Genomic DNA, 21,100 nt, shown 5'->3' with positions numbered 1-21,100 from the left:
AAAATTTGTAGGTCGCTGTAAAGTTGTAACCGTGCTTCTTAACATAGCTTTAAGAATACTACATTAAGATTTCCTTAACTTTATAAGCTTATTTAGCGTAAGCATGATGGCTGTTTTTTATAAAATCCAACGACTAAAGTATATCTCAATATTCTTAGATATATATAAATGTTTAGTCTTATTTATCAAAATAGCGCATCAGCTTCAACTACACCTCAAAAAAACATTTCAACAGCATTTTAAAGTATGTATCTCAACATGAAAAAAACACTTTTTCTTTTTTTAGTGAGTATCTCATTTCTGACCTATTCACAAACTCTTACAAATGAAATTTTAAACGAAATCAAACCTCGTAATATCGGTCCAGGTGGTATGAGTGGACGGGTAACTACTATTGATGTAGTAACCTCTGATCCAAATATCATATATGCAGGAACTGCCTCTGGTGGTTTATGGAAATCTACTTCAGGAGGTATTAAATGGGAACCAATCTTTGATAACGAGATAACGGCATCTATAGGAGCAGTCGCGGTACAACAATCGAATCCCTCTGTAATCTGGGTAGGAACGGGTGAAGGAAATCCGAGAAATAGTTTGAACGGTGGATACGGTATCTATCGCTCGCTGGATGGCGGAAAAAGTTGGAAAGCTATGGGGCTTCAAAAGACTAGACATATCCACCGTATCGTTATAGATCCTACAAATCCAAATGTTGTATATGCTGCGGCCATAGGTTCTCCTTGGGGTGAACATCCTGAACGCGGAGTTTTTAAAACTACCGATGGTGGTGAAACCTGGAATAAAATATTGTACGCGAATAATAAAACAGGTGCGGCTGATTTAGTTATGGATCCAAAAAATCCAAATAAACTAATCGCAGCACTATGGGAACATAAGAGAGATCCATGGTTTTTTAATTCAGGTGGAGAAGGTTCCGGAATCTTTATTACGCATGATGGCGGAAAAACATGGAGTGAACGTACCGAAAAAGACGGGCTGCCCAAAGGTAATTTGGGTAGAATTGGACTAGCTATAGCACCTAGTAAACCGAATATTGTCTACGCCTTGGTAGAAGCTAAGAAAAACGCTTTATATAAATCATTTGACGGTGGGTTCACTTGGAAGATGATCAATGATAAAAAAGATATAGGGAATCGCCCTTTTTATTACTCAGATATTTTTGTAGATCCTCAAAATGAAAATAGAGTCTATTCTGTCTTTACGTATGTAAATGTTTCTGAAGATGGTGGTAAAAACTTCACACAGTTAATGCCGGCTTACGGAGTGGATAACGGGGTTCATCCTGATCATCATGCTTGGTGGATACATCCTACCGATGGCTCCTATATGATCGACGGTAACGATGGTGGACTTAATATCACACGTGACGGCGGAGCATCCTGGCGCTTTATCGGTAATTTACCGGTAGCTCAGTTTTATCATATCAATGTGGACAATGAATTTCCTTATAATGTGTACGGTGGTATGCAGGATAACGGAAGTTGGAGAGGTCCTGCATATGTGTGGAAGTCCCAAGGAATTCGCAATTCCTATTGGCAGGAAATATCTTTTGGCGATGGATTTGATGTAGTACCCGATCGTGATGATAGCCGCTATGGTTGGTCCATGAGTCAGCAAGGGTTTGTAAGTAGATACGACTGGATGACCGGAAATAACTATACCGTACGTCCAACCCATCCAGATGCAGATACGAAACTTCGTTTTAACTGGAACGCAGCTATCAACAGTGATCCCTTTGACAGCAAAACTCTTTATTTTGGAAGTCAGTTTGTTCATAAAAGTACTGATAAAGGATTGACATGGACGGTGATATCACCAGACCTTACAACCAACGATCCTGAAAAACAAAAACAATCTGAAAGTGGCGGACTTACTCTGGATGCTACCGGAGCAGAAAACCATACTACCATTCTCGTTATCGAACCTTCTCCGCTGGAAAAAGATATGCTTTGGGTAGGTACCGATGATGGACGCGTGCATACCACCATGGATGGCGGCCAAAATTGGGTAGATGTTAGCAAAAATTTAAAAGAGTTACCCGAGGGAAGCTGGATCGTACAGATCAAAGCCTCAAACAAGGCTAAAGGTGAAGCTTTATTGGTCGCAAATGACTATCGTAGATTTAATTATACACCGTATGTATACAAAACTACCAACTACGGAAAAACGTGGAGTCGTCTGGTTGATCAAAATGATGTAGCAAGCTATGCATTAAGTGTTGTGGAAGATCCTATAGAAAGAAACCTGTTGTTTTTGGGAACAGATGATGGATTATATTACTCTCTTAATGCCGGACAATCATGGACCAAATGGACTAACGGATTTCCGACGGTTCCTGTAAAGGATTTGGTAATTCATCCCAGAGAGCACGATTTGGTTATTGGAACATTTGGTCGCGCAGCTTGGGTATTAGATGATATCAAGCCTTTGAGAGCTTTAGCCAAGGATGCTTCTCTTCTTAATCAAAAAGTGAATCTTTTTGAACCTTCAGTTGCCTATCAGGCAGCCTACCAGCAACCTAGCGGGAGTCGTTTTGGTGCAGACGCAGTATATCATGGTGAGAATAAAGAGTATGGAGCAGCTTTTACTTATTTTATTCAGGTTGAAGAAAAACCTGAAACCGAAACAGATAAGGTCACTGAAGAAACTGATGATAATGAGACAGCCGATGAGCAGGATGAAAGTACTGTGAAATGGGATTCGATCAGCTTAAAAATTTATGACGGAGATCGTTTAATCAGGACCTTGAAGCAAAAAACTCCTGACTCTACAGGTTTTTACAAAATGCGATGGATGATGGATGAAAAAGGTGTAGCACGTCCTTCAAGAACGATAGAAAAACAAAAAAACGAACCCGGAGGTGTACGCGTTAAGCCCGGTACGTATCGAACAGAACTTCATTATGGCGATCTCATTAGCAAAAGTGAAATCAAAGTTAAAAGCGATCCTCGCTTAGAAGTTTCAACATCCAATATTGACGAGGTGTACAATGCATCAAAAGCGTTAGAGAAATATAGTCAAGCCGCTTACGAAGCAGTGAAACAATTGGTTGAAAACAAAAAAATCGCAAACGAGTATAAGAATAAACTTCAGAAAGAGGATAAAAAAACTTACAAGAAGGACATCGAAACAAGCAAAGGAATCATTAAAAAAGTTGACAGTATCATAGCTGTTTTCATTGGTAAAGAAGATAAAAGGCAAGGTATCACACGAAATCCTGATGTTAATGTTATGCAACGTTTAGGAACTGCTGAGTGGTACGTAAGCAGTCGACAAAACGGTCTAACCTCAACAGAGCAGACACTTTTAAATCATGCGAAAGTAGCAGTTGAAGACGCTTTACAAAAAACAAATGCTTTTTTCAATACCGAATGGAAAACCTATCAAAAACGCATGGAAAGTATCTCACTTTCTCCCTTTAAAGAGATAAAAGTTTTAACCATTAAATAATTAGTATATGAAAACATGGCACATTCTTGGAATCTGCTTGCTTCTCTTATTTTCTTGTAAAGAAGAGAAGAAAAGTGATCTGGCAGAAACTTCAACAGAAATTAAAGAGTATACCATAGAGCAATTTATGGATAATGAAAACGCTTTTGCTAACAGTTATTCTCCAGATAAGACTAAAGTCTTAATGACGAGTAATCGTTCAGGAATTTATAATATGTATACGATACCTTCATCAGGAGGTGAGCTGCGTCCGATCACCCAGTCGGATAGTGCTTCAGTTTATGGTATATCTTATTTTCCCAAAGATGAGCGAATCCTTTTCCGCATGGACGGTAATGGGGATGAAATCTATAAATTGTATGTAAAAGACAGCGCTTCTACTAAAGCACTGACACCTCTTAAAAATGTACGTGCACTTTTTAGAGGATGGGCAAAAGATGGTACTAGCTTTTTCTACGCCAGTAATGAACGGGATCCTAAATATATGGATCATTACGAAATGAATATTGAAGACTTTAGCTCCAAACGGATTTATGAAAATAAAGAAGGTATGGATTTTGGCGGAATGTCTGATGATCGTAAGTTTATTGCGTTGACAAAAACTATCAACACTAATGATAGCGATTTGTTTATTTTGAATACAGCGACTAACAAAAAAGTGAAGGTTAATGACTCTTTGAGTGCTAACACCCCTCAAGACTTCTCAAAAGACAGTAAATATTTATATTACACCACAGATGCTGAAGGAGAGTATAGTGTATTAATGCGTTATAACCTTGAGACAAATGAAAAGGAAAAAGTAAAAGAGAAGGAATGGGATATTCGCTCTTTCTATTTCACTGATAACGGCAAGTACAGTGTGATGTACACCAACGAAGACGCACAGACCGTTTTATCTATTACCGATGTAGCTTCGGGAAATGAACTTACCTTACCTACATTCAAAGATAAAAATGTAACGGGAGTGGATTTCTCTGATGATGAATCCATGGTACTCTTAAGTGTTTCCGGTACCCACTTACCTTCTAACGTATATTCTTATAATTTAGAGACAAAGGAATATACTCAATTAACTGATGTGTTGAACAAAGACATTAGCGCAGAAGATTTAGTGCCATCAGAAGTAGTGCGTTTCAAATCTTTTGACGGATTAGAAATTCCGGCGATATACTATCAACCAAAGCAAGCTACTGCCACCAATAAAGTACCAGCCTTAGTTTGGGTTCATGGAGGTCCCGGCGGACAATCAAGGCAGGGCTATAGCTCTGTTATTCAATATCTGGTAAATCATGGGTATGCTGTTTTGGCTGTAAATAACCGAGGTAGTAGTGGTTACGGCAAGTCTTTTTATAAAATGGACGATCTTAATCACGGGGATAAGGACTTAAAAGATTGTATTGCAGGTAAAGATTGGTTAGCACAACAAGAGGTTATCGACGGTTCAAAGATCGGAATTATTGGTGGGTCCTATGGTGGCTATATGACTATGGCCGCATTGACCTATGCTCCCGATGAATTTGAAGTCGGTGTCAATATTTTTGGAGTGACGAATTGGATGCGTACCTTAAAAAGTATCCCTTCTTGGTGGGAATCTTTCAAAGAAGCCTTGTATCTGGAACTTGGAAATCCACACACCGCAGATTCTGTTCGCTTAAAGAAAATTTCGCCACTTTTTCATACTGATAAAGTGAAGAAACCTCTCATCGTTTTACAAGGAGCTCAAGACCCTAGAGTACTCAAAGTCGAGTCTGACGAGATTGTGGAAGGCGTCAAAAAGAACGGAGTTCCCGTAGAATATGTATTATTTGAAGATGAAGGCCACGGATTTGTCAAAAAAGAAAATCAAATTGAAGCCTACAGCAGAATTTTGAAGTTTTTGGACACCTATTTAAAAAAGGAAACCGTTGAAAATAATTCGGATAGTGATACTACTGTCACTGCTGAATAAAATCTAGAATTAATAAAAACAAGGAAATAAAACCGTTTACGAAGTATCGTGAACGGTTTTATTTATTTTCTGAATGTAACTTCGTACTATTGAATGCTTAAGAATTTACAAATATTCTATAGGGATGATCGTCTAACAGCAATTAAAATTCAAGCATTTCTCCATCTAAAGGAAGGTGTAAGGTACCTAGCTTTAAATTTTCTAAAGCGTAAATCTTTTTTAGCGAAGCCCTTGTTACTGTACAATGATCCAAAGCCTCCATATGTACTGCGATAACCTGAGCCTCTCCGGCTTTTTTCAGAACCTGCATCGTATCTGCTTCATTCATTAGAATTAAATTCTTTTCATGACCGGGAATAAAAGCGCCACCTGAGTTGGTTACAATCACCTGAGGGGAATAATTGGTAATGGTCTGCTCTACCTCATCTACCCAAATGCTGTCTCCGATAATATACAAAGTAGGCTCACCTTCTGCTTGCAACACAAAGCCTGAAACCGCGCCCATATGCTTTACTATTTCTCCACTACCATGCTTTCCGCCGGTACGGGTGATAGTAATTTCCTTCCATACTATCTCACTTTCAATTTCTTCAGCTTTGGTAAATCCGAATTTTTTCATTTTCGCAAGATCCGGGGGCTGACAAAATAATGGTATATCTTTGGGTAACCTTTCTTTAGCCACTTCATCAAAATGATCTTCATGGGTATGAGTAACTAAGACTAGATCAATACCTTCCAAGACTTCTTCTACTGTCACTGGCAATTCAGAAATAGGATTTTTTTGAATTCCGGCAAACGATTCAAACGCTCCTTTGGCCGACAACATAGGATCCAGCAGTATTGTTGTTCCTGCATATTCAATCTTTAAGGTGGCATTACGTATCAGCTGTATCTTCATACATTTACAAGTTTAAGTAGTTTGTTACAAGCTAAAGATATTGCAAATAAATAAGCCTAAAAATTAATTGTTCATACCATTTTACTAAACTCACTTTCTCCACCGTTTAACTAATTAACGATATGCACCACTCACTCTCAGTTATTTAAATACATAAAATTGTTTTCGAAATGCTAAACAATCAGCTCCTAAATGTTAAAGAAATATTAAAAAATATTGTTTGGAAAAACCGTACTGAGATAGATCTCGTTTATATGCTTGTAAACAATAACAAAAAAAAATAACAATGAAACGATCAAACATTTTAACCGTAGTAGCTTTTTCAATGACCATTTTGGCAGGAACATCTTCATTTGCACAAGATACTATGATGAAAAAAGAAAAAACAGTAATGGTTGGCGGTGCTGCGATGTATCCTAGTAAAAATATTGTGGAGAATGCTTTAAACTCCAAGGACCACACGACCCTTGTTGCAGCTGTAAAGGCAGCAGAATTGGTAACTACCTTACAAGGCGAAGGACCTTTTACGGTTTTTGCACCAACCAACAAAGCTTTTAATAAATTACCTAAAGGAACTGTTGAAACTTTGGTAATGCCAGAAAACAAAGCGACACTACAACATATTCTGACTTATCACGTACTTGCGGGAGATTATAAAGCTATGGACATCGTAAAGGCTATTAAAGCCGGAAATGGTAAAGCGATGTTTACCACAGTAAACGGCGGGAAACTAACTGCTATGCTAAAAGGAAAAAAAGTAATGCTTATGGATGAAAAAGGTGGAACATCTTGGGTAACCATCGCAGATGTACATCAGTCTAACGGAGTAATTCATGTAATCAATACCGTTTTATTACCGAATGACAAGATGTAATATACTATTTTGAGTTAGATTAGAAAGACGCCGGTTACTATACCGGCGTTTTTTTATTGCTCCCTTTTTTAAATCTTATCTTTCTTACGCCAAAAGAAGTATCCCATTGCTGTACCTCAATAAAACCTAAGCTTTTATATAGACTACATGCCGGTTCATTGTCTACCCCTGTTTCTACGGTATATATTGCATTAGTATTCTGCTCCATAACAAAATCCATTAGTCGTTTCCCTATTCCCTGACGGAAATAATCAGGGTCTACGACCAAACTCTGAATATGTGTATTATCTTTTTCTTCTTTGACCTCAATTACTGCGGCCATCTGACCGGCTTTGTAAAAACCGTAAAATGCCGTAGGGCTCTCTTGCAGATCAAGAACTGTTCTTTGGAGTGGAGGAAAATTTTCAGCTTTTAGAATATCGGCTTCTATACGATATGATACCTGAAATACTCGATATATTTCTTTAGCAAGTGTATGTTGCGTAACATCAATCTTTTTTATCATGTTAGTTTTCTTTTTTCTCTGCTCCGTACGATAACATTGTCTTTTTTTAAGAAAGCAGCATCGTATAAATTTACTAAGGCATCAGATCAAGTTTCATCTATTAAAAAACAAGCCTACGCTACTTACTATTCACAAACTGACTGCTTGCTGTTACTTTGTTCTCGAATCCAATCTGCCAACTGCCCTAAGGCAACTCTAATCTCTTTGGATGTATGTAAAAATTCCTGTTTTCTATCATCGGATAAGAGTTGTGAAGCTATAATCATCTTTGAACGTAATGCATCCAGTTGAAATATGGTCAGTAAAGATATATTCTTATGAACGGCAGCCCGGTAAGCTGATAGAGAAAAATTAGTTTCTATTTTGACGAAATCCTCAATAACTTGCGTTAATTCTATACGTACTACCTCAAAATAATTTTGAATAGCTTCACAATCGTTCTCAAAAATTTCACAAAGAATTTTAGTTGAGAATTCGGTATGATTAGTACGCTCCCTGGTCACCTCAATAGTAGGATCTGCATGTACAGCTCGCTTGTCTGCAGTTCCAACATATTCAATAATAGTTTGATAAAATTGATTCGCTCTAAAGGGTTTTTGAACCAACCCGTTCATCCCGCTGCGTTTTACTTTGAATTTTATGTCGTTGGCATCATAAGCTGACAATGCAATTATAGGTAATTGCATATATTTTGCCTCAGGTAGCGCACGGATACATTCGGTAGTCTGATAGCCGTCCATTTCAGGCATATTAAGGTCCATAAAAACCAAGTCAAAATCCTTTTCCTGCACTCGCTTGAGCGCCTCTTCTCCGTTGGTGACATGTTCAAAAGGAATATTCCAAATTTTAAAATAGTGCTTAATTACAAGTATGTTAGAAAAAATATCATCAACCACTAAGATTTTAATGTGAGACAGGTCTTCTTTACGCTCTAGAATTTCTTCAGTTTTTTCTTCTTTGACTTCTTCCAAAGTTCGTTGTAGGCATAAATCAAAACTAAAGGTAGAACCTTCTCCCAACCTACTACTCACAGTCAACTGACTATCCAACAGATTTAATAGCTTTTGAACAATGCTTAGTCCTAATCCTGATCCTCCAAAATTCTTATGAATAGTATCGTTCGCTTGCGTAAAAGGATCAAAAATTTTAGCTAATTCGGACTCACTCATACCGATCCCCTCATCTTTTAACTCAAAATGAATGATATATCGGTCTTCTACAGTTGCTTTTAATGAAAGTTGCAACCGTATTGTCCCCTGTTGTGTAAATTTAATGGCATTGCCAATAAGGTTGGTGAAAATTTGACGAATCTTACCGCCATCTCCTACCATAATTTCAGGAACCGTCTCTGAAATAATTAATTCAAAATTAACATCCTTGCCTAAGGCTAACGGACGGTAAACTTGTAGTAAACGTTCAAATACGCCGCGAATATTAAAGGGTGCTTCTTCTATTTTTACTTTACCAACTTCCATCTTACTTAGATCAAGCACCGAATTAACTAACTCCAATAAATTATTACTTGAGAAATTGATGACTTCTAATAATTCGCGCTGTTCTTGTGAGGAATACTCTTGTAACAAAATGTTTCCGGCATTTAAAATAGCATGAATAGGCGTTCTAATCTCGTGTGTTATAGTAGATAAGAAAATAGATTTTGCGCGGACTGCTTCTTCTGAAGCCTTCTTTGCGTTTAAAATCTCTATTTCATATTTTTTTCGATCAGAAAAAGGAAGGAGTATATATTGATAAGCTACAATGTTTCCCTTACCATCTTTATGCTGAGATGAATTGAGCAATACGGATATGCTGGTTCCATCTTTGCATTTAAGGTCATAATTGATTTCATTGGCTTGGTCATGCAACTTCAGCAATGCAATATGTCGTGTTTCATAAAACAATTTGCTTCCAATAGATAATAGTTCTTGAAAACGCATGGTGTTCTCCATCTCCTCTGGCAAAAACTTCAGCCAGTTACATAGTGTGTCATTTACCTTTAATATCCTCCCATTGGGTGCTGTGAGTATATAGCCACAAGGCGCTTCTTTAAATAAATCTATCCAATCTTTTGGGGAGTGATATGGAGTACTTGCTGGTGTAGATGCTTTCATACTCTTCTATTATTTACTTAGAAATTGACGAATGGCCGCTGTGGTTTCTGTAGGGGCGCTCATATGAGGACAATGTCCTATTGCATTTATTTTTTTATACTCGCTATTGGTAATTGCCTGATGTGTATACATACCTACTACTTCTGGAGCAATCATGTCGTCAGAACATTGTATTATCAGGCTATGAGCTTTCACATTTTTAAGATCCTTTCTATTATCTGACAAAAAGGTAACGCGAGCAAAATGCTGAGCAATGGTAGGTTCCATCTTACAGAAACTTTCGGTTAATTCTTCACCTAATTCAGGTCTATCAGAATTACCCATGATACTTGGAGCGAGTGCAGCTGACCAACCTAAATAATTTGATTCCATAGTTTCTAATAATTCCTCTATATCCTTCCGATCAAAACCACCCACATAATTAGCGTTATTGATGTAACATGGAGAGGGTCCGATCATAATTAGCTTAGAAAAAAGACCGGGAGCTTGTATATCAGCAAGCGCACCAATCATAGCGCTTACAGAATGACCGACAAAAATTACTTCTTTTAAATTTAAAACTTGACAAACTTCAACAACATCTTGGGCGTAGCCATGCAACGAAGCATATTTTTCTGGATGATATGCTGACAAAATAGAGTCCCCTGCTCCTACCAAATCTATTAAAACTATTTTATAATCTTCATCAAAAGATGGGACCATGAGACGCCACATATTCTGATCACATCCAAAACCATGTACAAATAACATCGGTTGTTCACCTTTACCTGAAATTTGCACATTATTCCTTTTTAAAACATCCCCCATTTTAAATTTGATTTGTGTGTGTGTGTGTGTGTGTGTACTAGTACTTAAAACAAATGCTTCGTACTCGTAATTTAAAAAAAACAAATTACATTATTTATCCTAAAGAAAATAATTCATATTTTATAAGAGGTCTTACTTGCAGTGCATACATTTTAACAAAACCTAGGTGTATTTATTTTTTTATCAAATAATACATGATAAATTTCTCTTCAAACTCTCTAAAACATCTAATAAACCTACAGAACTTTTCATTTAAATCCCCAAAGTGGGTAAATGTTTCACCGTATGATAGATGAGTGCCGCTCTAATACATACTTTGAGCTCTTCTTCAGGAATCGGATCATATAGATTAAAAATAATAGCTCGATTTCCTTCAAAACTAAACGCATCACTATATACCCTTTTAAACGTAGATACTAATCTGCTAGAACATTGAAAATACATTCCGTAATAATCAGGCATTTTTGGCTTCCAGGCGATTCTAAGTGTACTCCCTTTTTTGGTCATATAGCTGGGTTCTCCCCATTTTAACGTTTCTTCTAGCTCGGTGACACCCTCTGTTACATTTGCTGTTTCTACGGTTAGCTGACGAAGTATAAGAATTCGTTCTCTGATTGCAGCAGGATAGCTTTCAATAATGGTTTGGACTTCGGAAGATGACAGTATCGATACCATTTCCATAGTTATAAAAAGTTTTTCGGTGTTGACAAAGATTCTTTACTGATCGAATAAGGCACTACTTTTTATAACTATAATGATATAAGAAGTTTATACATTTTCGAAACAAATTGTGAATATCTCTTCTTAAAATATACTACTCTCCTTTTTTGAAAAATCTATATTTGCCGTCCAAAAAAAATTGATATGAGCGTAACGTGGTACGAGTGCAAAGTAAAATACAGAAAAACACATGAAACAGGAGAGCAAAAGGTAACTACCGAATCTTATTTACTGGACGCAATTTCATACACTGAAGCTGAAGCCAGAATCAATGAAGAAATGGCTGCGTATACGAGTGAAGAGTTTATGATTACGAATATCAAGGTAGCTAACCTATCTGAGGTTCATCCTTTTGAAAATTCGGATCGTTGGTTTAAATCTAAGGTGTCGTTAATCTCTTTTGATGAAGAAAGTGGAAAGGAACGCAAAACGAACCTTTATATGTTGATTCAGGCAAATGATGTAAAAGAAGCGTACGATAATACGTTAACGGCAATGAAAGGCACAACTGGTGACTATAGTATTCCTGCAATTACAGAATCTCCGATTATGGATGTATTCCCTTATTTTACAGGAGAAGAGGAACAGTTAGAAAAGTTTCATGCCATAGAGAAAACGGAAACTGAAAATACCAGTGAAGTTCACGAAACAACTGAAACACCTAATTTTATTGCAAGCGAAGAAGAATAATCTTTGCTTGTTCCTAACACAAACGTTATTATATAGCTAAATTGGCTATTCGTTGATTTTTTAAATGAAGGTTTTACTGAGTAGAGCGTATCAAAAAGCAATCCTATCAATTATTGGGGAGCATCACTAGATTGGTTTGAATGGTATCCTTTTTCAGCTCAATAATTCTATATCCAAACTCTGCTGCATTGTTAATTTCAATAACACCCAATAATTTCTCCACCTGATAAGAACTCGCAGGTGTTACCTGTTGAATGATATTTTCAATATGCTGCGTGTCATTAAAATGGTAGTGTCCGCAAAAGATATAAATCTCATTTTTACTACTCAGTAATACTGTTTGTATCCGCTCCCGTTGCTGTAATGCAAAGCGCTTGTCAACCTCAGCTTCAATAGCTAAAATCGGATGGTGAATAAAAATAACTATTTTTTTTAGGGTGATAAGTTCTGTTGTAAGCCAGTTAAATTGCTGTTCGCTTATAAATCCCTTGCTGGAGTCCAAAAATATAAATTTGAAATATTCAAGCTCTTGCGTATAATACAGCTCTGCTTGATTTCTGGAATTTTCAAAATTATAGTACTTTATTACTTCGTCAAAAAAATCATGATTACCTAAGGTAATAGCGAGATTATATTCCTTAAGGGAGTCAAAAAACCATTTATTTGAAGATTTTAGACCAATATCTCCGCCAAAAATAATTTGATTGATCTGGCGTGAGGAAATATCCTCAAGTAGTATTTTCCAATTTTTTTGAGCATCAACTCCGCAATCCACGGGAAACTTTTCATCCAAATGAATATCGGTTATATAAGCAATCTTTTTATCCATGCTGTCTGATTAAGGTTGTAGTAGTGTAGATTTCCAACGATTCTCAATATGCTCATATAGTATTCTTTCATGAAGTCTGCTATTCTTGAATTCCATAAATTCAATCCGAATAGGTTTGATTGAAATTCCACTCCAATTTTCAGGAAGTTCAATGTCCTTATTTTCCAGTTCGGTTTTCTGTGCTTCGAACTGTTCTTTGAGCTGCGAAACACTTTATATCTCTTCGCCTTGAGCAAATGTAGCAGCCACTATTTTAGAATCTCTATGTCGCTGTTCAAAATAGGTTTTTGCTTGAGCTTGAGAAATTTTTGTCACATCTCCCTGTATTCTAACTTGCCTCTCGGATGATGTCCACCAAAAAGTTAAGGCTGCTTTTTTATGATTTTCTATTTCCTTACCCTTTCTTGAGCTCAAAGAGCCTGTGACAACAAATGAATCCTCAACAATTTCTTTGAGCGAAACAAATCGAGCATTTGGATACCCATCTAAACCTACGGTGGATAAACAACATGCATTAGATAGTTTTCTATTATTTTGGTTCTTTTCTTCGCTGAACCATTGTTCAAAAAGGGTAATGGGATTCATAATATCTATTTATACGTGCTACAAACTTATAAAAAGATTTTTTTGGATACACTTAAAATCCCGGGTCTTAGTTCAAAGAGAAATAATAAAATTGAAAACAGTAAATAAGAAGTTATTGATGTAGAATAGCAGGTAGGAATCTATAACTGTGAGACAAGAATCAGGAGATCAAAAATATGATTGAACTTATTTTCATGAACTCTATCTTTTGCTTCATCACTTATCAATTATAAAACCTCTAAAATTTAGCTTTTGCAGTTTTATATTTTACATTTATAATTCTGCTTTCAAAATTGAATAGTTAGCCTTTCCGGCTGCGCTATGCTTAGCCACCTTTCCCTAACAAGGGACAGGAGCAGGTCTAAAAAAACCTAATATCTCATAATAAACTTTAAACAGAAAGGAGTTTAATAGGTAAAAATTATATACACTTCTTTACTCGAGCATCATTGATTCTTCTTCAATTCTAAATTTATCCAAATTATTAAGTTTCAAAACTTCGAAATCTATTTTTTTCATTCCGTGTTTTGAATTCTGATTTATCGAAAATTGCCTTTTGCCAAAAGAAGCTATTTCATAAATATTTTCTCCCTTAAAATTAGCATACAATAGCACCTTAGAGTTTTTTAACCTAATAAAATAGACATCTACATTATTAAAACTATATTTAGGAGAAGTCCTATTAACTTGAAAGGATATAGTGTCTCTTTTATTCTTGTTAAAATTACTTACAAAGATGTTTTCTGAAATAAATTTCTCAAATTTATCAACATTAATTTTTTTCAATTTTGTCTTTTTAAAGTATAAAGTTTCATTTTTATCCTTTAACGTCAATTGATTTCCGTTAGAATATTCTAGTTCGGCTCCTATTGAAGGAATAGAAAGTTTATTTTCATGTTTGATGTAACCAAAGCCTGTTTTAAAAGAACCTTTCCATTCTTCCTTTCCAGAATCAAATGTAAATATTGAATCATTATCTATCTTGAATAGCAATCTATTAGATATCTGATTACTCTTCATATTATTTTTATTATTGAGTGAATACTCACTAATCCAAATTCCTTCTTGAGAATTTGCAATTAAACAGTTTGTTAAAATAATAAAGAGAAAACTTATTTTCTGAACGAATATCATTTCTTAATTCAATTAATATTAAATATATCTTATTAGGAGGCGATCACCACCTTTATTTAAATCAAATACTTTTGACAAAGTCCAAAAACACTTCTTTATGTCGTTCCAGATCCATATTCGGAGAGAGTGCTACACGAGCGATATAATCTTTGTCTCCTTCTTTGGTCGTTCCTTGTGTAGAGGTTGCCGGTATCGTCCAATAACAGCCTTTTAATTGTCCGTAGCTTACACAGTATTTACTTTGTTCCGGGATTTCTGTAATCATTAAGTCAATCAACTTATGATTTAATGCACGTTTATAACGCTCCCTTTCCTCGGCAGTAGCGCCTTTGGTAGGAAGATCTAATGAAAACACCGAGGGTGTAAATCCTTGCTCAGCCAATGCTTCCGATACAAAATTGATTTTAGCTTCCGGTAAGGTTTCTTCGATAAAGTTTACAAATTCACGGGTATTTTTATAGGCCTCCTCAATTCTTTGATTCATAGACGGCAATTGCTTGGCTAGTATTTCATACTGTAATTGTGTAGCTTCATTATCACAAAGTATCAGATGCTTTTCTATATTCTTCATCATGTTTTGGGTTTTATCATTCCCTACACAATACCCTGCCGTGCTTTGTCCACCACTCGGAAATTTGGATCCGCTGGCATACGAAATGGCTCTAACATCTGAGAGTATATTCCCGTCACCCAGAAACTGTACATTAGGACAAAATGTTTGATCCAAAATAAAAACCGGATCCACAGCTACTGCACCGCTAGTAGTCTTGCGAACTTCACTCAATACATTTTTTAATTGGATCAGATCCGGAACCTCTACTCTGGGATTGGTAGGAATTTCGGCTATGATATACGGAATGGCATCTTGATTAGCAATTGTCTCTAATACGGTAGCAATACTTTTTACCATATCATTATCACCGTCAACAGGTAAATCCACAATTTCTACATTCTCCAGAGTTGCAGCAACACGTCTTGCCTGATCATTCGTACCTCCATAGCAATTAGGTGGAACAACGAACTTGATAGCCTTACCTTTGTGATTTTCTAAAGCATCATCAATAAGTCCCATCATAATGGCGTATTGAACTGACAACCCACTCGAACCCACTAATGGTTTTGTTGTTGTTCCGGTAATGGTTGTGATTGCATCTAAAACAGCTGCTTTATTTGCTTCAACGTTAGATCTTTTATTTTCTAAAGGTGATTGTGCTACCAATGCTTGCAAAGCTGCATAACAGTTAATCGGTGTCATAGCGATAGTCTCTCTTCTTCGTACATGCTGAATTTTTGAAACATACGCTTCATTTTGTTCCCCATTAACTACCAAAACACTACCCAGATTGGTATGCGTACTCACATGAAAATCAATAGATTTCTGAAGATTTACAGCAGCGATATCTGTTTGTTCGGAAACATAAATTGTGCTACCATCAAATGCTTCGAGAGCATCGATACTTTCTATTTTTTTCAATTCAAAGGTATAACCATATACGCGCTGCAGCGCGTCAGCGTCAAAAGAATCAGGTAACCTATCTTTATAAACGATCTGAGTGTTTTTGTTAGCTAATAAATTTGTCCTTAGCACTGCCAGTATAGGTACTGTTACGGACGAAAAACTAATTACATTATTGGGGTGCAAATTGTTCAAACGAGCTATCCCCCACTCCAAAACGCATGATAAGGGGTGTCCCAGGCGAATGTAATCATAAGCTGTAGGCAATTCGCTAAGCGCTGATGTCTGCGCATTATTAGCATTGAATAAGGTTTTAAATCCATCTATAAACTGAGTTTTAGCTAATTGTTCATCGTATATATCAAGTCGATGTGTCGTTAAGCCTAACCAATCAGGCGGCATGTTGTTTAAAACTTCATTTATATAATCTAAGACCTTATTTTCTTGCATAATTGTATTCACTTTTGATAGGTTGGTAATATAAGATAATTGGATTTTTTTCAAAGAATATTTAAGATATTTTGTCAGTGTTCATCAAACATTTTCACACTAATTAATACTCCCAAGTACAACAGTGTAATGGAAGCAAATGAAAAGGTATTACCATACGATACTTTAGCATACTAAATCCTCGCCAAGCAGGGTATAACATATTTTAACCAAATTATAAGTTTTAGGTTAGAACCATTTAACGCTTTAAGTCGTTTCTTTGCGCGTATACTTACTATATGATTTTTCTTTCCTCTGTGCTTTTGGGATTTGTTATTGCTGCTTCCGGAAGTATTGTACCAAGTTTTTTAAATCTAACTGTTGTAAAATTCAGTTTAAAAAGTGGCAGAAAATCCGCTTTGTATTTAATTGGCGGTTTTGCTACGGTTTTATTTTTTCAAGCAAATATTGGAGCTTACCTATCGAGTATTCTGATGAAGAATTCTGAATATATTACCAGCATTCAAAGAGTGGGAACAGGAATCTTACTCCTTCTGTCTCTTAATTTTTTCAGATTATATTTCACTACCAAAAAACTCAAAAAGAAAAAGGAAATTGACAAGTCTAAAGCGTATTTACACGGCATAGGCATGTCATTACTCAACACCTTTGCTATTCCTTTTTACTTTACCTCCATTTCATTTTTAATAGGATTGGAATATTTTGAGTACTCTTTTCTGAATAGTTTATACTTTTCAATAGGTTCTACGGCAGGTTCTTTTTCGCTATACGCGTTGTATGCAAAGTTTGCCCCAAAAATCGAAGAAAAACTCACTTTTATTGCAACCAAAATGGATCTTATTCTAGGCTGTTTAACGGGTGTTGTCGGTATTGGTAATTTGTTGTATTTGCTTTAAAGCGAATTTGTTTTCAAAAAGCTAAAACTGTAAAAACATAACTCCTTATTATACCACTTCTAGTATTCAATTTCTGTTTCAATAGCAATTGAAAATTCAGCACCAGGCTCTATAGTTTTGTAACTAGTTTTTTTTGTCAAATCAATAGATTCATCTTCTCTATCCGGAAGTCCGAGCCAAGGTTCTATACACACAAAATCAGCTGATGGTTTAGACCACAAAGCCAGATGAGGGTAGTCTTTAAAGCTAACGACTATTCCTTTGGTATCACTCTTTTTACGCAGTCGTACCGAATCACATGCGATGTTAGCGAATACCAAAGCGTCATCATCGAATAAAGTATCCGAAAGTGGAAGTATGCCTTTATTACTACTGATTTTTCTTTTGTGATCTGATAACAATCCTGATGCAGCCAAAACATTGGCTTCAAGGTTTAAGGGCTTTGCAAATTCGATCACATAATCGGATAAACTAACCTCTTCACTTAACGGACAAGCATAGGCTGTATGTCCACCACAAGCAAATTGCATGGGTACCGTATCCAGGTTTTCTACCTTGTACGTCATAAGTAAACGCTCGTCTATAAGCGTATATTCTATTATAAAAGTAAACAGGAACGGATATTGTTTTAAGGTAACTTCTGAACTTGTGAGCGTAAACGTACAGCTAGACTCTGCGAATTTCTCAAAAGTAAGTTTATCATTATTTCGAATAATACCATGTTTAGACATGGCATATGCTTTTCCATTGTATAAAATTCTATCTTCTTTTATCTTCCCAATAGCCGGAAACAACACAGGAGAGCTACTGCCCCATATGCTGTCTTTTATTTGCCAAATGTACTCCTCTCCGGTTGTCTTATTAATAAGAGATCGGATTTCTGCTCCCTTTGATTCAATAGTGCAAATGAGCATTTCATTTTCTATAGTATATAACATAATTTAACTATTTAAACAGTCCCTTAGTTAAGGTCTAGTCTATACAACGTTCTTTTTTTGCTTCTGATTTTTTAAGTTTTAGAGTCAAATCTAGCGGTCTTTAAAAATTAGTTCAAGCTATATAGTTTTATCCTTTAGTAGCCGTTTTTTAGATTCTTCTATTTTCGGTTTTTATAAAGCTCAATTGCTTTTAAAAACTTCAATCCTCCTTTTTCAGTTTGGTCATGTATAAATCCATTCAATTCAGGATGATTTTCATTTACCCAAGTCAAGAGACTATTTTTGTTTTTATCCCAGGTTGGATAGTCAAAATTTACATACGCTGTTTCTACCTTGATTATTTTATCATTTTGAAAACTAACAGTTTGACTTGTTATAAATGGTTTTTCGTGAAGAAATAGGATTCTTTTGTCCATCTTCGAAATTTTTGCAATAACTACATCGCCTTTTTGTTCAATTTCAAGGATTTCATAGGTAGGATCAAATACAGCATCCCATTTTAAAAGTTCCAAATAATCCTCTATAGCATACGTAGTACTATGCCCTCCTTCTATCGTTTGTAAGCTATCTCCAAACCAGTTAGACATTTTGGAATAGTCCGATTTATCAAGAACCTCAAAGTATTGTTTTGCAATTGCGACCCTATCTATTTCCTTTTCGGTGTTTTTGCAGGATAATAATTCTACTGCCAATAGTACTATAATTATGATTTTATTCATATTTTTTGGTTTTTACTACTCCTAAATTTGTTGTGAGATCTTATTGATTGGAGGAATTATAAATAGCGAACTTATCGTAAAAAGACATAGTTCAATTTACCATTAGTAACCTTGCATTCGGGTCCATTCAGTTTTTTTGAGGCTATAAAAATTATGAGGTACACCATCATATTCAAATTGATCAACATATTGCAACCCAAGGTTTCTCAAGATTGTATTGGATGCTATATGATTAATATCAGCCGCTGCGCCAATTTCTTCTAACTTAAGTTGCTCAAATCCATATTTTAACGATGCGTTTGCCGTTTCAGTAGCAATACCTTTTCCCCAATATTTTTTTCTGAGTCTATAGCCTAAATCATAGTAGTCAAATTCTTTTCTCAATCCGTGCTCAAATTTAAGTCCGGTCCAGCCAATAAAATCGTTTGTTTTTTTGTCAATAATAGCCCAACGTCCAATTCCATTCGTGACATATTGCGCTCTGATCAAAGCAATGTTATGTTTTGCTTCTTCAATGGTTTGTATGGGTTGTTTACCTAAAAACTCATGAACCTCGGGGTCAGAATCCAGTTCATACATTCCTTCTGCATCAGTCTCTTCTAGATCGCGTATGATGCAACGTTCTGTTTCTATAGTTACTTTTTTATATGTCATTGGAAATTTGGTGATTGTTGACGGTTTATTAAATGGGCTTTTGTGTGTTAAAGCAACTAAATTGGTAAAAACAAATCGAATCGAAAATCCATATGAATTTCAGTAAATAAACTAGTACTGGCTATGGATTATGCATATTATTAACAATAATTATTCTTCTTTTTGAGCAGCTATTTTGGGCAATATCTCTTTTCCATTCCATTTCAAAACTCTTCTAGTCGCTTTACTTTCTGTCCAATCTGTTTCATATTCTTTGGTTTCACCAATTTCACTTTTGTAAACGATTTTACCTTTTATACCACCTTTATCATTTGGGAATATATACTCCTCAATAAACCAGTATAAATCAGCGTCTGCTACTTGAGTATAATCAATTACTTTTATTAATTCGTTTCCATCATAGAATAAATAAATTCCCCCTCCATCTACGCCACAAGATTCTGCGAAATATTTAATTTCGAATATACTTTTTATGTTTTCAAGTCCTTTGTTTCCTGTTGCTTTTATTGAAAATTCTCCAGTAAAAAGTTGAGAAACATTTTCTTTAAATTCAAATTCACTTTTTAAAACTCTTGTTTTAAGAAATAACTTTGATCCATCTTTTTTTAATGAAATCAAATAAGTCAAATTTCCGTAAGTTACTCTATCGAGCGAAATTAAACTCCCGAGTACATATCCTATACCATCTTTAGTCTTTATTTTATACCAAGATGACTCAATTCCATCAAATTCCATTTTTGAATTCGACCTCTCTATTATTGTAATTTTTTCGTTAATTTTTAAAAGAGATAAAACATCCGATTTGATACTCGGTAGGTCACGAAGTTTAACATCATTACCAAACATATAAGCTATTTCACCATTTTTGAATTCATAGTTTTCAGAAAGGTATTTGAAGTCTTGACCGAATCCAAGTTTGAAAATAAATAGAAATATTAATAGCTGTTTGTTCATTATTTAATGGTCGTTGGGACAATCTTTACAAAAGTTGAAGCTTGGACTTACACTAAATTAGTCTTTATTCTTGTATTCAATTGTTTATTTCTTTTTTTAGTTTAATTATATCAGATAAATGTGTCCAAATTACAATTGGAACTACTGTAGCTGGTAAGAGAACAAAAGGGAAATAGTTTATTCCTCGATTAGGTTGTTCAAATCCAAATTGTTGAAATGGTAATTCCGATGATAAAATTCCATTAAACAGAATGAAAAGCACGAGTATCAATCCTACAAGGTTCCAAGCCATCAAAATCTTTTTATTTATTATTTGCTTCACAAACAGAAACCCAATTATTGGCGCGGTAATTCCAATTAAAATATCATAATTTCTGCCCTCAATGTAGGCTTCCCTAAAAATAGGACAGTTAATAATTCGAATTTACTAACTTTAAATTCAAACTGTCACCATGAAAAAC

Annotated in this window: 20 protein-coding genes; 5 read left to right on the top strand and 15 right to left on the bottom strand. The window is 35.5% G+C overall.

What is annotated here, in order from left to right; genetic code table 11:
- The first annotated feature begins 258 nt into the window (after positions 1 to 258).
- Together ACJRPK_RS16140 and ACJRPK_RS16135 are read left to right on the top strand one after the other, a co-directional pair.
- A complete protein-coding gene (locus ACJRPK_RS16140; RefSeq protein WP_407141449.1) occupies positions 259 to 3,471 on the top strand; it encodes a VPS10 domain-containing protein in 3,213 nt (1,070 codons plus the stop codon).
- Positions 3,472 to 3,478: 7 nt separating this feature from the next.
- The gene (locus ACJRPK_RS16135; protein WP_407141448.1) at positions 3,479 to 5,419 is read left to right on the top strand and encodes an alpha/beta fold hydrolase; all 1,941 of its coding nucleotides are present in this window, start codon (positions 3,479 to 3,481) and stop codon (positions 5,417 to 5,419) included.
- A 142-nt stretch (positions 5,420 to 5,561) separates the two neighbouring features.
- Here ACJRPK_RS16135 and ACJRPK_RS16130 read toward each other — a convergent pair whose 3' ends face one another.
- On the bottom strand, positions 5,562 to 6,317 hold the full coding sequence (locus ACJRPK_RS16130; RefSeq protein ID WP_407141447.1) for an MBL fold metallo-hydrolase: 756 nt from the start codon (positions 6,315 to 6,317) through the stop codon (positions 5,562 to 5,564).
- Between the two features lie 286 nt (positions 6,318 to 6,603).
- Between ACJRPK_RS16130 and ACJRPK_RS16125 the strand changes: the two genes are divergently transcribed.
- Positions 6,604 to 7,191: a fasciclin domain-containing protein gene (locus tag ACJRPK_RS16125; protein WP_407141446.1), complete on the top strand. Its 588-nt coding sequence runs from the start codon at positions 6,604 to 6,606 to the stop codon at positions 7,189 to 7,191.
- Positions 7,192 to 7,228: 37 nt separating this feature from the next.
- Here the strand turns inward: ACJRPK_RS16125 and ACJRPK_RS16120 are convergent, their stop codons facing one another.
- The 4 genes from ACJRPK_RS16120 to ACJRPK_RS16105 all read right to left on the bottom strand — a co-directional run bounded on the left by ACJRPK_RS16120 (position 7,229) and on the right by ACJRPK_RS16105 (position 11,295).
- Positions 7,229 to 7,696 carry a GNAT family N-acetyltransferase gene (locus ACJRPK_RS16120; RefSeq protein ID WP_407141445.1) on the bottom strand — a complete coding sequence of 156 codons (468 nt, stop codon included), beginning with the start codon at positions 7,694 to 7,696 and terminating at the stop codon, positions 7,229 to 7,231.
- A 125-nt stretch (positions 7,697 to 7,821) separates the two neighbouring features.
- Entirely contained in the window at positions 7,822 to 9,807 is a 1,986-nt protein-coding gene (locus ACJRPK_RS16115; RefSeq protein ID WP_407141444.1) for an ATP-binding protein, read from the bottom strand.
- 9 nt (positions 9,808 to 9,816) lie between these two features.
- Complete coding sequence (locus ACJRPK_RS16110; protein WP_407141443.1) at positions 9,817 to 10,614, bottom strand: alpha/beta fold hydrolase; 798 nt, start codon at positions 10,612 to 10,614, stop codon at positions 9,817 to 9,819.
- A gap of 252 nt (positions 10,615 to 10,866) precedes the next feature.
- A complete protein-coding gene (locus tag ACJRPK_RS16105) occupies positions 10,867 to 11,295 on the bottom strand; it encodes a DUF1801 domain-containing protein (RefSeq protein WP_407141442.1) in 429 nt (142 codons plus the stop codon).
- 183 nt (positions 11,296 to 11,478) lie between these two features.
- Between ACJRPK_RS16105 and ACJRPK_RS16100 the strand changes: the two genes are divergently transcribed.
- Entirely contained in the window at positions 11,479 to 12,024 is a 546-nt protein-coding gene (locus tag ACJRPK_RS16100; protein ID WP_407141441.1) for a DUF4494 domain-containing protein, read from the top strand.
- 106 nt (positions 12,025 to 12,130) lie between these two features.
- Here ACJRPK_RS16100 and ACJRPK_RS16095 read toward each other — a convergent pair whose 3' ends face one another.
- The 5 genes from ACJRPK_RS16095 to ACJRPK_RS16075 form a co-directional block, all read right to left on the bottom strand.
- Complete coding sequence (locus ACJRPK_RS16095) at positions 12,131 to 12,853, bottom strand: metallophosphoesterase family protein (RefSeq protein WP_407141440.1); 723 nt, start codon at positions 12,851 to 12,853, stop codon at positions 12,131 to 12,133.
- 9 nt (positions 12,854 to 12,862) lie between these two features.
- Positions 12,863 to 12,979 carry a pyridoxine 5'-phosphate oxidase C-terminal domain-containing protein gene (locus tag ACJRPK_RS16090; protein ID WP_407141564.1) on the bottom strand — a complete coding sequence of 39 codons (117 nt, stop codon included), beginning with the start codon at positions 12,977 to 12,979 and terminating at the stop codon, positions 12,863 to 12,865.
- 87 nt (positions 12,980 to 13,066) lie between these two features.
- Complete coding sequence (locus ACJRPK_RS16085) at positions 13,067 to 13,438, bottom strand: pyridoxal 5'-phosphate synthase (RefSeq protein WP_407141439.1); 372 nt, start codon at positions 13,436 to 13,438, stop codon at positions 13,067 to 13,069.
- A 435-nt stretch (positions 13,439 to 13,873) separates the two neighbouring features.
- Positions 13,874 to 14,458, bottom strand: a complete 585-nt coding sequence (locus tag ACJRPK_RS16080; RefSeq protein WP_407141438.1) for a hypothetical protein — start codon at positions 14,456 to 14,458, stop codon at positions 13,874 to 13,876.
- Positions 14,459 to 14,633: 175 nt separating this feature from the next.
- A complete protein-coding gene (locus ACJRPK_RS16075) occupies positions 14,634 to 16,478 on the bottom strand; it encodes a cystathionine beta-synthase (protein ID WP_407141563.1) in 1,845 nt (614 codons plus the stop codon).
- Between the two features lie 278 nt (positions 16,479 to 16,756).
- On the opposite strand from ACJRPK_RS16075, the gene ACJRPK_RS16070 reads away from it, so the two are divergent.
- On the top strand, positions 16,757 to 17,374 hold the full coding sequence (locus ACJRPK_RS16070; protein WP_407141437.1) for a LysE family transporter: 618 nt from the start codon (positions 16,757 to 16,759) through the stop codon (positions 17,372 to 17,374).
- Positions 17,375 to 17,433: 59 nt separating this feature from the next.
- Here ACJRPK_RS16070 and ACJRPK_RS16065 read toward each other — a convergent pair whose 3' ends face one another.
- The 5 genes from ACJRPK_RS16065 to ACJRPK_RS16045 all read right to left on the bottom strand — a co-directional run bounded on the left by ACJRPK_RS16065 (position 17,434) and on the right by ACJRPK_RS16045 (position 20,931).
- On the bottom strand, positions 17,434 to 18,312 hold the full coding sequence (locus ACJRPK_RS16065) for an aldose 1-epimerase family protein (RefSeq protein ID WP_407141436.1): 879 nt from the start codon (positions 18,310 to 18,312) through the stop codon (positions 17,434 to 17,436).
- 158 nt (positions 18,313 to 18,470) lie between these two features.
- On the bottom strand, positions 18,471 to 19,031 hold the full coding sequence (locus tag ACJRPK_RS16060) for a hypothetical protein (protein ID WP_407141435.1): 561 nt from the start codon (positions 19,029 to 19,031) through the stop codon (positions 18,471 to 18,473).
- A gap of 102 nt (positions 19,032 to 19,133) precedes the next feature.
- Complete coding sequence (locus ACJRPK_RS16055) at positions 19,134 to 19,685, bottom strand: GNAT family N-acetyltransferase (RefSeq protein WP_407141434.1); 552 nt, start codon at positions 19,683 to 19,685, stop codon at positions 19,134 to 19,136.
- Positions 19,686 to 19,835: 150 nt separating this feature from the next.
- The gene (locus ACJRPK_RS16050; RefSeq protein WP_407141433.1) at positions 19,836 to 20,639 is read right to left on the bottom strand and encodes an SH3 domain-containing protein; all 804 of its coding nucleotides are present in this window, start codon (positions 20,637 to 20,639) and stop codon (positions 19,836 to 19,838) included.
- A gap of 76 nt (positions 20,640 to 20,715) precedes the next feature.
- On the bottom strand, positions 20,716 to 20,931 hold the full coding sequence (locus ACJRPK_RS16045; RefSeq protein ID WP_407141432.1) for a hypothetical protein: 216 nt from the start codon (positions 20,929 to 20,931) through the stop codon (positions 20,716 to 20,718).
- Positions 20,932 to 21,100 lie beyond the last annotated feature (169 nt).

Origin of the sequence: Aquimarina sp. 2-A2 (genome assembly GCF_045505135.1) — a bacterium.
GTDB lineage: Bacteria > Bacteroidota > Bacteroidia > Flavobacteriales > Flavobacteriaceae > Aquimarina > Aquimarina intermedia.
This window is presented reverse-complemented; position numbering and strand designations above follow the sequence as displayed.

Bases quoted from the DNA above. Each gene is read 5' to 3' on its own strand.
- ACJRPK_RS16140 (WP_407141449.1), top strand. From the start codon at position 259: ATGAAAAAAACACTTTTTCTTTTTTTAGTGAGTATCTCATTTCTGACC.
- ACJRPK_RS16135 (WP_407141448.1), top strand. From the start codon at position 3,479: ATGAAAACATGGCACATTCTTGGAATCTGCTTGCTTCTCTTATTTTCT.
- ACJRPK_RS16130 (WP_407141447.1), bottom strand. From the start codon at position 6,317: ATGAAGATACAGCTGATACGTAATGCCACCTTAAAGATTGAATATGCA.
- ACJRPK_RS16125 (WP_407141446.1), top strand. From the start codon at position 6,604: ATGAAACGATCAAACATTTTAACCGTAGTAGCTTTTTCAATGACCATT.
- ACJRPK_RS16120 (WP_407141445.1), bottom strand. From the start codon at position 7,696: ATGATAAAAAAGATTGATGTTACGCAACATACACTTGCTAAAGAAATA.
- ACJRPK_RS16115 (WP_407141444.1), bottom strand. From the start codon at position 9,807: ATGAAAGCATCTACACCAGCAAGTACTCCATATCACTCCCCAAAAGAT.
- ACJRPK_RS16110 (WP_407141443.1), bottom strand. From the start codon at position 10,614: ATGGGGGATGTTTTAAAAAGGAATAATGTGCAAATTTCAGGTAAAGGT.
- ACJRPK_RS16105 (WP_407141442.1), bottom strand. From the start codon at position 11,295: ATGGAAATGGTATCGATACTGTCATCTTCCGAAGTCCAAACCATTATT.
- ACJRPK_RS16100 (WP_407141441.1), top strand. From the start codon at position 11,479: ATGAGCGTAACGTGGTACGAGTGCAAAGTAAAATACAGAAAAACACAT.
- ACJRPK_RS16095 (WP_407141440.1), bottom strand. From the start codon at position 12,853: ATGGATAAAAAGATTGCTTATATAACCGATATTCATTTGGATGAAAAG.
- ACJRPK_RS16085 (WP_407141439.1), bottom strand. From the start codon at position 13,438: ATGAATCCCATTACCCTTTTTGAACAATGGTTCAGCGAAGAAAAGAAC.
- ACJRPK_RS16080 (WP_407141438.1), bottom strand. From the start codon at position 14,458: ATGAAGAGTAATCAGATATCTAATAGATTGCTATTCAAGATAGATAAT.
- ACJRPK_RS16075 (WP_407141563.1), bottom strand. From the start codon at position 16,478: ATGCAAGAAAATAAGGTCTTAGATTATATAAATGAAGTTTTAAACAAC.
- ACJRPK_RS16070 (WP_407141437.1), top strand. From the start codon at position 16,757: ATGATTTTTCTTTCCTCTGTGCTTTTGGGATTTGTTATTGCTGCTTCC.
- ACJRPK_RS16065 (WP_407141436.1), bottom strand. From the start codon at position 18,312: ATGTTATATACTATAGAAAATGAAATGCTCATTTGCACTATTGAATCA.
- ACJRPK_RS16060 (WP_407141435.1), bottom strand. From the start codon at position 19,031: ATGAATAAAATCATAATTATAGTACTATTGGCAGTAGAATTATTATCC.
- ACJRPK_RS16055 (WP_407141434.1), bottom strand. From the start codon at position 19,685: ATGACATATAAAAAAGTAACTATAGAAACAGAACGTTGCATCATACGC.
- ACJRPK_RS16050 (WP_407141433.1), bottom strand. From the start codon at position 20,639: ATGAACAAACAGCTATTAATATTTCTATTTATTTTCAAACTTGGATTC.
- ACJRPK_RS16045 (WP_407141432.1), bottom strand. From the start codon at position 20,931: ATGGCTTGGAACCTTGTAGGATTGATACTCGTGCTTTTCATTCTGTTT.